This is a genomic window from Alteromonas profundi, assembly GCF_010500865.1.
Classification (GTDB): Bacteria; Pseudomonadota; Gammaproteobacteria; order Enterobacterales; family Alteromonadaceae; genus Alteromonas; species Alteromonas profundi.
Genome location: NZ_JAAAWN010000032.1, coordinates 1 through 15,296, shown reverse-complemented (window position 1 = coordinate 15,296; position 15,296 = coordinate 1). Strand labels below are relative to the sequence as shown.

14 protein-coding genes are annotated in these 15,296 nt (G+C 45.4%); 6 read left to right on the top strand and 8 right to left on the bottom strand.

Annotated elements, in window-relative coordinates; genetic code table 11:
- Positions 1-143: 143 nt before the first annotated feature.
- The gene (locus tag GTH32_RS17360; RefSeq protein WP_163088138.1) at positions 144-752 is read left to right on the top strand and encodes a glutathione S-transferase family protein; all 609 of its coding nucleotides are present in this window, start codon (positions 144-146) and stop codon (positions 750-752) included.
- Positions 752-1,411, top strand: coding sequence for a glutathione S-transferase family protein (locus GTH32_RS17355; RefSeq protein ID WP_163088137.1), 660 nt, complete (start codon positions 752-754; stop codon positions 1,409-1,411). The genes GTH32_RS17360 and GTH32_RS17355 overlap by 1 nt, the downstream gene beginning before the upstream one ends.
- Positions 1,412-1,530: 119 nt before the next feature.
- Here the strand turns inward: GTH32_RS17355 and GTH32_RS17350 are convergent, their stop codons facing one another.
- Positions 1,531-2,418, bottom strand: coding sequence for a homocysteine S-methyltransferase family protein (locus tag GTH32_RS17350; RefSeq protein WP_281360054.1), 888 nt, complete (start codon positions 2,416-2,418; stop codon positions 1,531-1,533).
- 31 nt (positions 2,419-2,449) lie between these two features.
- Complete coding sequence (locus tag GTH32_RS17345; RefSeq protein WP_163088135.1) at positions 2,450-3,607, bottom strand: ROK family transcriptional regulator; 1,158 nt, start codon at positions 3,605-3,607, stop codon at positions 2,450-2,452.
- A 350-nt stretch (positions 3,608-3,957) separates the two neighbouring features.
- Between GTH32_RS17345 and GTH32_RS17340 the strand changes: the two genes are divergently transcribed.
- Positions 3,958-4,926 carry a carbohydrate kinase family protein gene (locus GTH32_RS17340; protein WP_163088133.1) on the top strand — a complete coding sequence of 323 codons (969 nt, stop codon included), beginning with the start codon at positions 3,958-3,960 and terminating at the stop codon, positions 4,924-4,926.
- A 116-nt stretch (positions 4,927-5,042) separates the two neighbouring features.
- On the opposite strand, the gene GTH32_RS17335 is transcribed toward GTH32_RS17340, so the two are convergent.
- Both GTH32_RS17335 and GTH32_RS17330 read right to left on the bottom strand, forming a co-directional pair.
- Complete coding sequence (locus GTH32_RS17335; RefSeq protein WP_163088131.1) at positions 5,043-6,635, bottom strand: cisplatin damage response ATP-dependent DNA ligase; 1,593 nt, start codon at positions 6,633-6,635, stop codon at positions 5,043-5,045.
- The gene (locus tag GTH32_RS17330) at positions 6,622-7,653 is read right to left on the bottom strand and encodes a ligase-associated DNA damage response exonuclease (protein ID WP_163088128.1); all 1,032 of its coding nucleotides are present in this window, start codon (positions 7,651-7,653) and stop codon (positions 6,622-6,624) included. Before GTH32_RS17330 ends, GTH32_RS17335 begins: the two co-directional genes overlap by 14 nt.
- Positions 7,654-7,802: 149 nt before the next feature.
- On the opposite strand from GTH32_RS17330, the gene GTH32_RS17325 reads away from it, so the two are divergent.
- Positions 7,803-10,271 carry a ligase-associated DNA damage response DEXH box helicase gene (locus GTH32_RS17325; protein ID WP_163088126.1) on the top strand — a complete coding sequence of 823 codons (2,469 nt, stop codon included), beginning with the start codon at positions 7,803-7,805 and terminating at the stop codon, positions 10,269-10,271.
- An 83-nt stretch (positions 10,272-10,354) separates the two neighbouring features.
- Positions 10,355-11,104 (top strand): ligase-associated DNA damage response endonuclease PdeM, encoded by a 750-nt coding sequence (pdeM, locus tag GTH32_RS17320; protein WP_163088124.1) that lies wholly within the window; start codon positions 10,355-10,357, stop codon positions 11,102-11,104.
- Between the two features lie 108 nt (positions 11,105-11,212).
- On the opposite strand, the gene GTH32_RS17315 is transcribed toward pdeM, so the two are convergent.
- The 3 genes from GTH32_RS17315 to folM form a co-directional block, all read right to left on the bottom strand.
- Positions 11,213-12,106, bottom strand: coding sequence for a carbon-nitrogen hydrolase (locus GTH32_RS17315; protein WP_163088122.1), 894 nt, complete (start codon positions 12,104-12,106; stop codon positions 11,213-11,215).
- Positions 12,087-13,157 (bottom strand): agmatine deiminase family protein, encoded by a 1,071-nt coding sequence (locus GTH32_RS17310; RefSeq protein WP_163088120.1) that lies wholly within the window; start codon positions 13,155-13,157, stop codon positions 12,087-12,089. Before GTH32_RS17310 ends, GTH32_RS17315 begins: the two co-directional genes overlap by 20 nt.
- 131 nt (positions 13,158-13,288) lie before the next feature.
- Positions 13,289-13,996, bottom strand: coding sequence for a dihydromonapterin reductase (gene folM / locus GTH32_RS17305; protein WP_163088118.1), 708 nt, complete (start codon positions 13,994-13,996; stop codon positions 13,289-13,291).
- A 170-nt stretch (positions 13,997-14,166) separates the two neighbouring features.
- On the opposite strand from folM, the gene folE reads away from it, so the two are divergent.
- Entirely contained in the window at positions 14,167-14,853 is a 687-nt protein-coding gene (gene folE, locus GTH32_RS17300) for a GTP cyclohydrolase I FolE (protein ID WP_163088116.1), read from the top strand.
- Positions 14,854-14,908: 55 nt separating this feature from the next.
- Here folE and GTH32_RS17295 read toward each other — a convergent pair whose 3' ends face one another.
- Positions 14,909-15,118, bottom strand: coding sequence for a hypothetical protein (locus tag GTH32_RS17295; protein WP_163088114.1), 210 nt, complete (start codon positions 15,116-15,118; stop codon positions 14,909-14,911).
- Between the last annotated feature and the right edge of the window lie 178 nt (positions 15,119-15,296).

Genomic DNA, 15,296 nt, shown 5'->3' with positions numbered 1-15,296 from the left:
CATGAGGAAGTAACCCCCCTTCTGGTGATTTTCCACAGGTATAACCATTCAAGCGCTGAATATATATCCCCTATATTTTAATGATTTGCACCTTACAAGCGTGGGAACTACCCTGAGAATGACGACAAAGCCAAGGTTATACTATGAAAATCTACGAAACCCGCACAGCACCTAATCCCCGACGGGTACGGATGTTCCTTGCTGAAAAAGGCATTGATGTTGATTATGTTCAGGTTGATATTCAAAAGGGCGAGAACTTAAGCGCACAAATGAGGGCGAAAAACCCGCTAGGTAAAATTCCCATTCTCGAGCTCGATGATGGTACCTGTATTGCCGAAACAGATGCGATTTGCACTTACTTCGAAGCACTTCACCCCTCCCCCTCATTAATGGGTGAAACTGCATTAGAGAAGGGCGTTATTTCTATGTGGCAGCGCCAAGTTGAACTTGCCTTAATGCTACAGGTTGGTATGTGCTTCCAACATACAACCGGCTACTTTAAAGATCGTATGGTGCCGGTGCCAGAATACGGTAAAGAAGCAGGGATCAACGCCTCTAAGTATTTTAACATTCTTGAGCGCCGTTTGTCGGTAACACCCTTTATCGCGGGGGATTCATTTTCTATTGCTGATATCACCGCCTTATGTGCTATTGATTTTGCGCGGGTAGTGGGGATACGTATTAAAGACGAGCAAGAGAATTTGCGTCGTTGGTATGACAATGTAAGTAGTAGAGAGAGCGCTAAAGCCTAATGATAGAACTCTATACAGCAGCCACGCCTAACGGATGGAAGGCGTCAGTAGCCCTGGAAGAAATGGGCTTACCCTATACGGTTAAACCGGTAAATTTAATGAAAGGGGAACAGAAAACCGACGCGTTTTTGACGATGAACCCAAACGGACGAATTCCCGTTATCAAAGATAAAGAAAATCACGATCATGTGGTGTTTGAATCTGGCGCGATTATGATCTATCTGGCCGAAAAAACCGGGCAGTTCCTGCCAAGCGAAATTACCCGGCGCAGTCAGGTGCTGCAATGGTTAATGTTTCAGATGGGCGGTGTAGGGCCTATGATGGGGCAAGCGAATGTATTTTATCGGTATTTAGATGAGAAGATCCCCGTAGCAATTGACCGATATCAAAATGAGGTGCGCCGGCTATTTACGGTACTAAATGGGCACTTAGCAGATCACGAGTACCTAGTGGATGATTACAGCATTGCTGATATGGCCAATTGGTGTTGGGTAAGAACCTATGAATGGTCGGGCGTGAGTATGGAAGGGCTAGCGCATTTACAGCGCTGGAAAAACAGTATAGAAGCCCGGCCGGCGGCGCGGCGCGGCGTGGCAGTACCCAATAAGATTGACAAAGAGGCGCTGATTAAAGGCGCTAAAAACGTGGTCACTCGTTAATAGGGTAAACAGTTAGAATAATACTCAGCGTAGAGTGAAACAAAGAGGCGTTCAACGGCCTCTTTGTTTTACGATGCATGTTATTTTGGCTATGTGGAGTGTGTTGTAATTGTGCGCAGCTACTTGATAAGCTCATTGAGCGCTTTTATGTGAGCGGGGCCTATACCACAACAGCCTCCAATAACCGTAGCACCTGCGTCTAGCCAACGTTTTGCAAATTGTTGGTACTTTTGTGGTGTCACATCTTCACGTAAGGAAGACAAAAGTGCATTGGCGTTATGCTCACGCTTAATTTCCGAAAAACTATTGGCGTAGGCTCCGATAGTTAAGGCTGGCGCGGCCTTATGGATATAGGCAATTGCGTCCTCCATTTCTTCTGGCTGTGAACAGTTAAAAAGCACTGCGTCTACCACGGATAAAAGCGGTATTATTTGCGACAGGGTTTCACCAGATCGAAGTCGAAGGGGTTTTGCTAAGTCATCTCGATTAGTCAGGGTAAAGGCTAACCATACAGGCTTGTTAGAATGTGCTTTTAGCAAGCGAACCACGTGTAATGCTTCGTCATAAGACGCTGCTGTTTCAATTAACCAGAAGTCTACCAAAGCTTCTTGACCCTGTATTAACGGCAGCAATATATCGGCGACTTTTTCAGGGTCGAATAACTCGGGTTTGTACGAACCGAAGGCGGGGGGAATACAACCGGCAACCTCTACACCATTTTTCTCCGCTAATTTTCGCGCTATTTGGGCGGCAACGTGTGCCAGCTGTTTTGCGCTTGTGGCAAATCGCTGCTCACCTAAATGAAATGGCACCAGGGCATACGTATTGGTGGTAATAATACGCGCGCCCGCATCAATAAAATGTTGATGAGCTTGGGCGACTAAGTCGGGAGTTTCAATCAAGGCGAGTGCCGACCATTCGGGTTGTCTAAACGGGGCGCCAATGCGTTCGAGTTCACGGCCCATTCCACCATCGAGGATACGGACCTTTGGATATAACGTATTCAATGAAAAAACCTATTCGTTTGAAGCTAAAAGCTTAATAATAATTCGCAATGAGCGGTAGGTTAGCACTGCCTATAGATTGTGCCTTACTGCCTACCTTCCCTAATACTAATTCACCTACGCTAACGCCCCGTAAGTCGGATTGCATTAGCACCTTTTGTGTCTTAGTGAGAAGCTGTTGTTTAACATCAACAGGCATGGCCCCATCAATGATGACGCCATCAAGATCCAATAAGGTAAACGCACACTGCGCGGCATATGCCAACCCAGTGGCTGCGTTGTCTACCCATTGGGTTAATGCTTTGCCATAGGATGGCCAATATTCGCTATCATCATATATTCTATTGCCGTTTTCCCCCGCCTCATTTAGCGCCTTTTCTAATAAGTATAGGGAAGACTGGCTGATTAACTGATTCGCGCCACTATGAGTGACAAAAGGCAATGACCCAATAGCGCCTGCGTTTTTTGACTTACCCGTAAAAAGGTGGCCGTTTAACACCAAGCCACCGCCTAAAAAGGTGCCTACAAATATGTACAGGTAATTGGTTAAACGAGGGCTATTGCCGAATGTCATCTCTGCACTGCAAGCTGCGGTAGCATCATTGCTTAAAAAGACAGGCAGTTGTAATTGTTGATGAAGCTCTTGTTGAATATCAATGTTTCGCCATGTAGCTAACGCGTCAGGAGAGGCCCCCGCTTCTTCCGCCCAATTCCATATTTCAAAGGGCATTGCTACCCCCAACCCTCGTATCCGAGATGCGTCGTTGATTTGCTGTGAGAGCAGACTATATGCACGTTTCGAGAAGGTGAGTAGTGAGGAAACGGTAGGGTATGCAATATTCTCATGTAAGGTGGCTTTCACCTCGCCAGATAAATCAATCAACGACATATCATAACTACGCCGTCCAATTTTCAATCCAACCCCATAGGCCCCATTTGCCGCTAAACCGAAAGGCACTTTAGGTTGTCCTACGCCGCCCCGTATAGCTGGTAAACGTGTTACTAGCCCATCGTTTTCCAGTTTATTAATAATAACGGTGGCTGATTGGGCCGACAGCCCACTGCGTTTGGCAATCTCTGCTTTTGGTAGTGCTCTCTCTTGGCGGATAAGTTTTAATATCGCGCGTTCATTTTGACTGCGTCCGTCCAGTAATTCGGATGTACTTTGTCGTTCAGTTTCGCTCTCTGCCATGACTTATGTAGGGTAGTTTTGTGGTCTGTAATTCGCCCATTTATACCATAATTCCTTAAATAATCATGCATGCTGATTTATCTGTCAGAATTTTCCTCTAGTCTTTTTAACGAACTCTCAGTTATCTTAGAAGAATAACTTTTTAAATTTCAGCTATCTAAAAAGACTTCTCTTATAAATCGTACAACACGTTGTAAATTATTAAATCAATAAGGTTGATTTAATTGTTTTACTGATAAATACTATAGCCAATTTAATTAACGACTCATTAACGAATGAAGCTGGAAGCATTGCTAATCGCTCCTTCGTTTTGTTAGTCAATAAACTGCTTTGAAGGGGTGAGGTGAAAAATGAAAGTCTTATGTTTAGGTGAAGTATTAATCGATATGTTAAGTCAGGGTGCAGCACCTAAAGAGGGCACAACACCCACCATGAAACCTTTTCAGCCATATGCTGGTGGCGCGCCCGCTAACGTGGCTGTAGCCGTAGCGCAGCTAGGCGGAAACAGTGCGATGGTATCTAAAGTAGGCCAAGATAACTTCGGTACTTTTTTAATCGATATGTTAAATCATTATAAGGTGGCTACCGATAATGTATGGCGTTGTGACAAAGGCAATACTGCCCTTGCGTTTGTTAACCTTGACGCAGATGGTGAGCGTTCCTTCGATTTTTATGTCGACAATGCTGCACATAAACATATAGGTCAGGCCGACCTTGCAGAAATACCGTGCGATAAAAATACCATCTTACATTTTTGCTCTGGTTCAATTGCTGGTCCTGAGCTTATTCCAGGCACTGAGTTTATCCTTGAAAAGGCGAAACAAGAAAACATGATGGTGTGCCTTGATATTAACTATCGTCCGGCCTTTTGGGATGACACCAATAACGCGCCAGGACGTATAGACGAAGTAGCGAAAAAGGTAACAGTACTTAAAGCAAGCCGTGAAGAACTAGCGCAGTTGTATGGCGAAGAAAATGCACAAGAGAAAGTTAAGCAGTGGCTAGAAAGTGGCGTTAAAGTGGTATTGGTTACCGACGGTGGCGAGCCTATCCAGTATATTACCAGCAGCTTTAGTGGCACTCTTGCTTCACCAAAAATGGATGTGAAAGATACTACCGCAGCGGGCGACTCTTTTATTGGCGGGTTCCTTTACTATCTTACTACGCAGGTTGCCGATACCGATGAGTTTAATCACTGGGTTGAAAGCTTTGAAAATGTAAGCGCAGCAACTGAATTCGCTATTCGCTGTGGCGCGTTTACGGTAACCCAGTATGGTGCATTTAGCGCACTTCCTACCCAGGCCGATATCGCACAGTAACAGCCCCCGCATTTTTTTGCAGGTGGTATTAAAAAGGAAGGCATATGTAGTCTTCCTTTTTTATGGGTCTGATAGGTAAAGGCGGCAGTAACACCGGCTATTACACTAACCCCAAACTAGGTGTCTATAAGCGAGACTATTGTCTCTAGGGTATCTGCCTCGCTTGCCGGTTTGTCCCACCTTATGCGATGAATGCGCGGAAATCGCAGGGCGACCCCCGACTTATGGCGACTGGAAGTATGCACAGCATCAAAGGCAACTTCCAATACCAGTTCTTTTTTCACTTCGCGGACAGGGCCGAAGCGGCCTATTGCATTGCGACGTACCCAGTTATCGAGTTTCTTAAGTTCGTCGTCAGTAAATCCAGAATATGCTTTGCCAATGGGAAGCAGGGTGTCATCTTGCCACGCACCAAAGGTATAATCTGAATAGAAACTAGAGCGCTTACCGTGGCCTCGCTGCGCGTACATCATTACTGCGTCTACGGTAAATGCGTCACGCTTCCATTTATACCACTTACCTTTAGGGCGTCCGGGCACGTAATAACTGTCGAGACGTTTTAGCATAAGACCTTCTACCGCTCGGTTTTGACATACCTTTTGATGCAGAGCGCGTAATTCATCGGCAGACGCGGCGAATAGGGTTGTTGATAAGTGCAGACGAGGGTTTATTCCCTTTTCGGTTTGGGTTAAATAATCCTGTAACTTTTTTCGCCGCTCCGCCAAAGGAAGCGAGGTAAGATCGATTCCTTCAATAACCAGCGCATCATAAACAATCATACCTGCGGGGAATGTTTTCATTAACGCATTGCTGGGCTTCTTCTTGTTTAACCTTTGCTGAAGTGCGTTAAATGTATCAATACTTTCCTTGTGCATAACAAGCAATTCACCGTCGAGCACGAGATTGCCAGATATTGCTTCTAATAAGTCGGGGAAGGCATGGCTAATATCGTCGCCAGTTCGAGAAAACAGTGCTTTTTGAGACTCCGCTTTTTGTGTGTTGCAGGCGAGCTGCACTCTAATACCATCATACTTGTTTTCTATTTGCCACAAGTGAGGACAAAAATCATCGATATGCTTTTCTTCAATTGGGTGGGATAGCATTACAGGATGGAAGGTTAATACATCGCTAATATCAGGTTTAGGGCCTTTGTCTTCAAGCCATAGAAGTAAGTTTGTATAAGGCGGCTTAACGCCGTGCCATAACGTTTCAATGTCGCTAATATCTTTGTTGCCGTAATCGGCTAAAATTTGTTTAATCGATCGTGCCGACACGCCAATACGCAGCCCTCGTGTTCCTAGCTTCAATAGCGCCCAGCGCTGCGCGGGTGTCATTATCGATAGATAATTGGCCAATGTGCCTGATACCTTATTGCGGCTAACACCCATAAAGTCATCGATAATCTCGCTTAATGCTGGCAGCTTTACACTCGGTTCGTAATCAGGCCACAAGTGAGCTACGGTTTCGCTAACCTCGCCCACGTAATCGTAACTCATGGCAAATAATTCGCCGTCCACTCGTTCGGTAATCAATTTTTTTACGGTATTACGTTTGAAGAAGTCGAATTTGAGTGCACCTGCAATCGCGGCTACAGCCCATCCTCTATCGGGGTCAGGGGTACTGGCGAGGTAATCTTTGATAAGCGCTGCTTTAGCATTATTGCCAGAGGTAAAGTACAACTGTTCGAGTAATTCGCTAAACGCTTCCATGAAACGACTCTCCTTGTTCGTCTTCGTCGTAGCCCACCATGGAAAGGGCTCGTGCGCGATAGCCCATTTTACGCGCTTGGTAAATAAGTGCATCTTCCCGCCCGTGTGTCACCCAAACTTCTGTCGGATTAACCTCTTCGATAGTTTGTAAAAGTTCAGGCCAATCACAATGATCGGAGATAATAAGCGGTAGTTCAGCATTTCGCTGTTTCGCGCGCGCTCGAATTTGCATCCACCCAGAAACCATTACGGTTCTAACGTTTGGTAAGCTACGTGACCATCGGTCAGCCAAGGCCGAGGGGGGCGCTATCACAATTTCTCCCGCCAACGTTTGCTTATCGACAACCTCACTAACAGGTATAAGTTCGCCTAACGCTATATCGAACTGCTGATAAAGCTGACACAGCTTTATCTGTGCCCCATGAAGATAAATAGGCGCATCGTAACCTGCTTCCCTAAGCGCTAAGATGACGCGCTGGCATTTGCCTAGGGCGTAGGCGCCTACGAGGTGGCATCGAGAAGGAAATACCGCTAATGAATGGAGTAGTTTGGCAATTTCATCACCGATAGGGGGGTGGCGAAAAACAGGGAGCGCAAATGTGGCCTCGGTAATGAACACATCACACGGAATAACCTCAAATGGGGGACACGTAGGATCGTGCCGACGTTTATAGTCGCCTGATACGACTACGCTGTAGCCCGCATATTCGATGAGTATTTGGGTGGACCCTAAAATATGACCAGCGGGGTAAAAAGTGACCACCACGTCATTAAATGTCAGTGGGGTTTGCATGGCTACCCCTTGCTGTTCGTCGGCCATCTCTTCGCCATAGCGGGTGCGCATTATGGCGAGGGTTTCATGGCTTGCGAATACGTGCTTGTGACCCTCTCGAGCATGATCGGCATGACCGTGAGTAACCAGTGCGGTCTGCACCGGTGACATAGGGTCGATATAGAAATCACCGGGTTTACAGTATAAACCGATATTATCAATCTTCATCCATTGGGAAGGGTGCAAGCTAAGGGCTCCTGAATCATTTTTAGGAAATGTGCTGTAAAAGTCAGTACGCAATACACGGGACATTGGTTGAATTAAGCGCAAAATAAACCGATGTGGCGACAAAACGTATACAGTGTTTCTATACTTCAACCGTTTTATGAGTTTCTATGTCAGCCAAACGGCCTTCGCTTTTGCCGGTATTTCGTCAGTGGTTTTCAGATAAAGGATGGCAACTGCGTGGTTACCAGCAAAAGATGCTGGCGCAAAAAGATAAGCACAATGCAATATTGCTGATAGCCCCCACGGGAGCAGGTAAAACCTTATCCGGTTTTTTGCCTAGTCTTACAGAGCTATATCAACATGATCATAGCGGCATGCATACGCTTTATATTTCGCCGCTAAAAGCGTTAACGCAAGATATCCATAGAAACTTACTACAACCAATTGAAGATATGGCGTTACCTATTTCTGCCGAAACGAGAACCGGCGATACCCCTTCGCACAAGCGGCAGCGACAACGTAAGAAACCCCCGCATATATTGCTAACTACTCCTGAGTCTTTAATGCTGATGCTAAGTTATGCCGATGCGGATCGCATCTTCGGTAAGCTTAAACGGGTAATTATTGACGAGGCACACAGTTTATATACTAACAAGCGCGGCGATTTTCTCGCATTAGCATTGGCCCGTCTTAACATTCTTTCACCCACCCTTCAGCGTATTGGCCTATCGGCCACGGTCGCTTACCCAGAAACCTTGGCAGCGTGGTTAGCTGGAACCAAGGATACTGCTCATATTATAAAAGTGAAAGCGGGCGAAAAGCCGAAAGTTCAGCTGTTAAAATCAAAAGCACGAATGCCTTTTGGGGGCTTTATGGCACGCTATGCTATCGATGATATTTACACGGCTATTTGTGAAGCAAAAACCACGTTGGTTTTTGTAAATACCCGCGCTCAATCCGAGCTTTTATTTCAAATGTTATGGGAAGCGAATACCCATTCACTCCCTATCGCTCTTTATCATGGTTCGCTTAGCAAAGAGCAGCGTCGCAAAACTGAAACTATGATGGCTAATGGTATGTTGCGGGCGGTAGTGTGTACCTCAGCATTAGAATTAGGCATAGATTGGGGGGATGTGGATAAGGTTATTCAAGTGGGTGCGCCGAAAGGCGTAAGCCGTTTGCTACAGCGAATTGGACGGGCAAACCATAGGCTAGATGAACCCAGCGAGGCATTGTTAATACCAGCAAATCGTTTTGAAGCCCTTGAGTGTCAGGCTGCTATCACTGCAATTAAGAAAGGACAGCTTGATGGCGAGGCTCCTCAGCCAGGCGCACTGGATATTATACCGCAATTTATCCTTAACTGTTTATGTAGCACGTCTAGTACTCCAGATTCGTTGTATAAAGAGATTTTGAATGCAACACCCTATCAAGGACTAGAAAGGTCAGACTTTGATAAATTATGGCAATTTACATTAGACGGTGGCAGTGCGTTAAATGCCTATGAAAGGTATCAGCGTCTTAAGATTGATGACGATGGACGTTATTCTCCCGCTAATCGCAGAGTCATTCAGCGGCACCGACAAAATATTGGAACTATAGTTGAGGCGGGAAGGCTGAAAGTTAAACGCATTCACCGCGGTAACCAAGGAAAAATTATTGGTGAAGTTGAAGAGTCTTTTGCCCAACAGTTAACCCCCACAGACACCTTTTACTTTTCAGGAGAGATACTGAAATTTGAGGCTATACGGGATATGCAGCTGCACGCTAGACCCGCTAAAGCGAAAGAGCCGAAAATCCCAAGTTATGCGGGTGGACAAATGCCGCTCTCTACGTTTCTTGCCGAGGGGGTAAGAGAACTGCTCGCGCAACCTAGGCGATGGCGAACGTTGCCTGCGCAGGTAAAGGATTGGCTGCGCCTGCAACAGGCTTTTTCTCAACTTCCGTCGCCAGAAAAGGTGCTAGTAGAGCAGTTTCCATTTCGGCAAACTAACTATACCTTGTTTTATACGTTTGATGGACGAAAAGCGAACCAAACCCTGGGCATGTTACTCACTCGGCGTATGGAGAAAATGGGCGTGAAGCCGTTGAGCTTTAGTGTAACTGACTATGGTTTGTCTATTAGCGCTGTGAACCCTATTACTGCTGAGCAACTGACCCAGCTATTTCAGCCAGATATACTGGGCGATGAATTAGAAGACTGGATGTTACAAGCCTCCATGTTAAAACGGGCTTTTCGCCAAGTTGCCGTGGTAAGTGGTTTGACGGAACAACGCTACCATGCCAGCCAAAAAACCATGAAACAAGTGACCTTCTCAACAGATTTAATCTATGACACGTTACGTGCACACGATCCTGATCACATTTTATTAGCTGTTGCGAGAGCCGATGCTGAGCGCGAATTGCTGGATGTACGAAGGTTAGCTAACCTTTTGATACGGTACGTTGGACAAGCCACTTTGGTTAACCTTGAGAAGGTTTCTCCTATGGCAATTCCTATTGTATTGAATGTTCGAAGTGAACAAATAAAGGGCGCGGGGGCCCAATCGGTCATTGAACAGGCCAGTTTGTATGAAGAAGCGCAAACTATGCTGGATGAGGTGAGGGCGCTACTTGCGACTCAATCTACGCCCTAGTATATAAGCACAGTAGCTTAAGACCCTATTGATAGGCTTAAGGAGGAAGCGCTTGCATCGTTAGTAAGGAGAATAAACACTCAGTGGCAATAACAGATAAATGGGTAACTGAAAAAGTTGCCACGGGGCGCATAACCATAGTGAAATTTGCTGAACACTTGTGGCTGTTAGACGCCAGAGGCGTGGCTTATATTCCTGCTTTAGATTTTTTAGTGGTATCAGACCTACACTTTGAAAAAGGCAGTTATTTACGCAGTTATGGGAATCCCTTGCCTAGCTTAGATACGCGCGCCACATTAACGCGGTTACGTAGTGTAATCGAAGATTATACGCCTTCTAAGGTAATTAGCTTAGGCGATAGTTTTCATGACAAACATAGTATGTCGCGAATGACTCAACAAGATAGGGCGTTGTTATTCAACTTAGTTAATCATGTGCCTAACTGGGATTGGGTGGAAGGAAACCACGATCCTGTTTTACCCGAGGGTGTGCCGGGTACCGCGCTAAAGCAGCTAACCCACGATCGGCTTTGTTTTCAACATGAGCCTACCACTGCTTATCAAGGTGATAGTACTACGCGTAAGTCGTTGCCGACGTATCAGGTGATTGGACATTACCATCCAAAAATAAAAACCAAAGTGTCGCAAAGGCGTTATTCGGGGAAGTGCTTTGTGGTGGGGAATAATATGTTGATGATGCCAGCATTCGGGCAGTTCACCGGGGGGCTAGATGCGAATGAACAAGTTTTGAAAGACCTTATTTCAGTATCCGAACGAGCTTGTTACCTTATGTGCGATGATATCATTTTCAAAGTTTCACCCACGAGAGAGTAATGTGTCAAATAGCTAAATCATTCGTGTTATTTTGTGCTTAATTGGCAAAAAAAGAGCGCGTACTAATTACGCGCTCTTTTTTTCGAACTTAATGCCTGGCCCTAGACATTAGTCGCGCCAGCGCTTAGTTAGCTCGTCGTAGGCATCAATACGTCTATCTCTAAAATATGGCCAGATACGTTTAACTTGCTCGGTGCGCGCTAAATCAATGTCTACCGCTAGCGTTGCTTCCTCATTCGCATTGGCCTTCGCCAGTAATTCGCCTTGTGGTCCGGCAATAAAACTTTGCCCCCAAAATTGTATGCCTGGATCTCCTTCTACCGGAGAGGCTTCAAAGCCTGTTCTGTTGGCAACAATTACTGGCACAGAATTGGCTACTGCGTGAGACCGTTGAATGGTTTCCCATGCACCATGCTGACGGCTACGTTCTTCTTCTGTGTCGGTTAAATCCCAACCTATAGCCGTGGGATAAAACAGTAAATCTGCTCCCGCCATTGCCATTAAACGCGCCGCTTCGGGGTACCATTGATCCCAGCATACCAAAACGCCTAGTTTACCTACGCTCGTTTCAATTGGCGTAAACCCCATATCACCGGGGGTAAAGTAGAATTTCTCGTAGAAGCCAGGATCGTCAGGAATATGCATTTTCCTATATTTACCGGCTATCTCCTCGCTTCGGTCGAACACCACCGCAGTATTGTGGTAGAGGCCAGAGCCCCTTTTCTCAAATAACGAAGTTACTAATACGATATTGTGTTTTTTAGCCAACTGGCCAAAAAAATCGGTAGCGGGCCCTGGTATTGGCTCGGCAAGATCGAAAGCGTCTGTGTCTTCTTGTTGGCAGAAATACAAGGTACTGTGTAATTCTTGAAGCAAAATGCATTCGCACCCTTGCTCTGCCAGTTTTGCGACTTGCTCAGCGCTTCGTTTCCAGTTTTTAGCTTTATCGTTGTCGGCAACGGCTTGTTGCACAACACCCACTTTAAGCGTGGTCGGACGCATATATGGATACTCCTTTCTCTAGCATAGCAAGCACCGAGGGGCGCAATGTGTTGGTAGGCACTTGCATCGAAATACAATGTAAGCTGCCGTACTGTTGTATTAGTACAGAACAGTCAATTGGTTCAATTATATGATCCGGATACGCCCGTTGCATGACTTCAATGGCAGAAGTATCTTCAGGTTGTCCATATACGGGCAGCAAAATAGCGCGGTTACAGATCAAGAAATTTGCGTAAGAAGCGGGAAGCCTATCACCGCTTTCATTCACTATATGTGGAAGTGGCAAGTGAAATTGTTCGTATTCAGGTAACACTTGCATACATTCGTCACAAAGGGATTTTAAACCCGCAAAATGTGAATCGTCGGCACGATTAAAAGCGGCCTGTATAACTAAACCATAGTGTGGCGTGAAGCGTACTAGCGTGTCCACATGGCCGTCGGTATCGTCACCTTCTAAATGCCCATGCTGGAGCACCGTCGTTTTACTACAACCTAACATTTCTTCAAATACGTGGGCGTACTCGGTAAGGCTTAGTTCGCCATTGCGTTTAGGGTTCAGTAAACACTGTGCAGTTGTGAGTAAGTGCCCAGCTTGGTTAATTTCTAATGCACCACCTTCCAACACCACTGGGCTACTACGCAATGGTTGCTCGCATAGCGCTGCCAAATAACGTTGATTGGCCATATTATCTTCGGAGGCATCAAATTTTTCGCCCCAACCGTTAAATCTAAACTCTACTGGTGCGCCATAACCTTGATCATCTACGCATGATATAAAGCCGTAATCCCGCATCCATGTATCGTTGTATGAGGCAGGAATAAGCAATGCTTTGGCCTGTTCAGGTAATAGTGCCTTTAAATCATCTATATCATCTGGGGCACACAAAATGATAACACCAGCCTGATAGCGGTTAATGGCGTTGATAATATCTAAATAGGTTTGACGAGCTTGTGAAAGCCATGGGGCCCAATCGGTTTGACTGTGCGGCCAGGCTAATAAAACAGCATCTACCTTATCCCACTCCGGGGCCATAACTCGTGTGCCTTGCATGCAACTCTCAATGATTAAATAAAAAGGTGATTATAAGTCAGCAAAGTGTTGCTACCAACAGCTTTCATGATGAATTTACTGGGCAGCTATGAGTATTTACCTCGCTAGCTTAATTGCGCTTACGATTGCTGTTATTTAAGATGCCTACCGCCGTTTAAATGCACCGTTTGCCCGGTAATATAATCGCTCTCTAGTAAATAATTCATCGCTTTAACAGCTTCATCTGCACCGGGCACTATTTCCAGTAATGACTTTTTCAGTGCTTTTTCTCTATAGGCCTCATCATCGCCGGAATTAAACATCAGCAAGGCTGGGGCAATACTATTTACCTTCACCGAAGGCGCCAAACGCTTAGCAAACGAAAGGGTTAGGTTGTGCAACGCGGCCTTACTCGCAGCGTACGCCACATGCTTAGCACTACCGGTTTGTTGCACATAATCCGTCATGTGAATTATATCAGCGGGCCCTTCACGGTGAGTCAACGCGGTTTCCAGTGCCATGTTTATTCGATACGGAGCAAATACGTGTACACGCATCATTTGTTCCATCAAACTATCGTAGTTGTCATTGTCTGCTTCTTGCGCCCAATCAGATGCATTGTGTATAAGCGCGCGATAATAAGGACTAACCGCTATAATCTCATCAATTGCTCGATCAATAGCCGCCTGAGTGCTAAAATCTGCCCTAATTAATATGGCTCCCTTTTGTTCTAATCGATGAATACTCTGCTTGGGTGTTCGATAGGTTACAACGATAGGGGTATTTTGGCTCAGTAGGCTTTCTGCCATCGCCAGACCGAGGCGTTGAGTAGCGCCGGTAAGTAACACAGGTAACGGCAAGGGCGTCTCCTTTATACTGGGTACGAAAACCATCGCTAGTTTGATAGGTTCGCTAGCAACAACAATGAATAGGCTGTGAAGATTAATAAACTGTCATCTTCCAGCTGTGCGGATCTTTACGATTTTAACAGCGTATAAGGTCAAAAAAGTAGTAATCACGGAATAAGTTAATGTTAGCAAAAGAAGCGGTAATTGTGCGTGATGCACTGGATCCCTCCATTTCTGAATCAGCGCAGCGAGTGAGAAGAGCCCTTGAAGATAAGGGGTTAGAAACACCGATGGTGCGCAATGGTTTGTCTGACGAACAGAAACGCAAGCGTATTGAAGGCGCTATGCATGATGTTATGGTTACCCTTGGGCTCGATTTATCTGATGATAGCCTTTGCGATACGCCTCAACGTATTGCCAAAATGTATGTCGATGAAATTTTTGGAGGGTTGGATTATCGCAAGTTTCCTAAAATTACCCAAATCGAAAACAAGATGAATATCGACCAGCCGGTGCAAGTATCAGACATTAGCTTAACAAGTACCTGTGAGCATCACTTTGTGACCATTGATGGAACTGCTACCGTAGCTTACATACCCAAGGATAAAGTACTTGGATTGTCGAAAATTAATCGATTAGTCGGCTTTTTCGCACAGCGACCTCAAGTGCAAGAACGCTTAACGCAACAGGTGTTGGTTGCTATTCAAACACTTACTGAAACTGAAGATGTGGCGGTTAGTATCAATGCGACGCATTATTGCGTTAAAGCTCGTGGTATAAGAGACACGAATTCATTTACAAAAACCTCAGCGTTAGGTGGCCAGTTCCTTACTGATAGAGAGTTACGAAGAGATTTCTTTTCTTCATAGTCGCTTCTACGCAGCTTTTCTTTGCTGTAAACGCCCATAGACCTAGTGGGCGTTATTACTTCGCTTGTATATCTTGATCAAGCTCACCAATAACTAAATTAATTTGGCCCGCAATCCCATCTGCCGCAGTTAGACTCAAATTTTTACCACAACATTTGCAGGTTTCAACTTGCTCTTGATACATGTCTCTTAAAGCATGTAAGGGGAATGTATTAACTATGCCGCAATGGGGACACAGGTATTCGAGAGAATCGTGTTTATTCATAGCGCTTCCTTTTATTTACTACCATTTCCGTATGGGCTTACTTCGTACCTAGCAGAAATACAGAATATTAATCTGACGTTCTAATAAGTACCGTTAATTGCCAAAAATAGATTTATAGAATAAATATAGTCGGGATTTTCTACAAAAAAGCGCGCGTTAATAAACTTTTTAGTAAGCC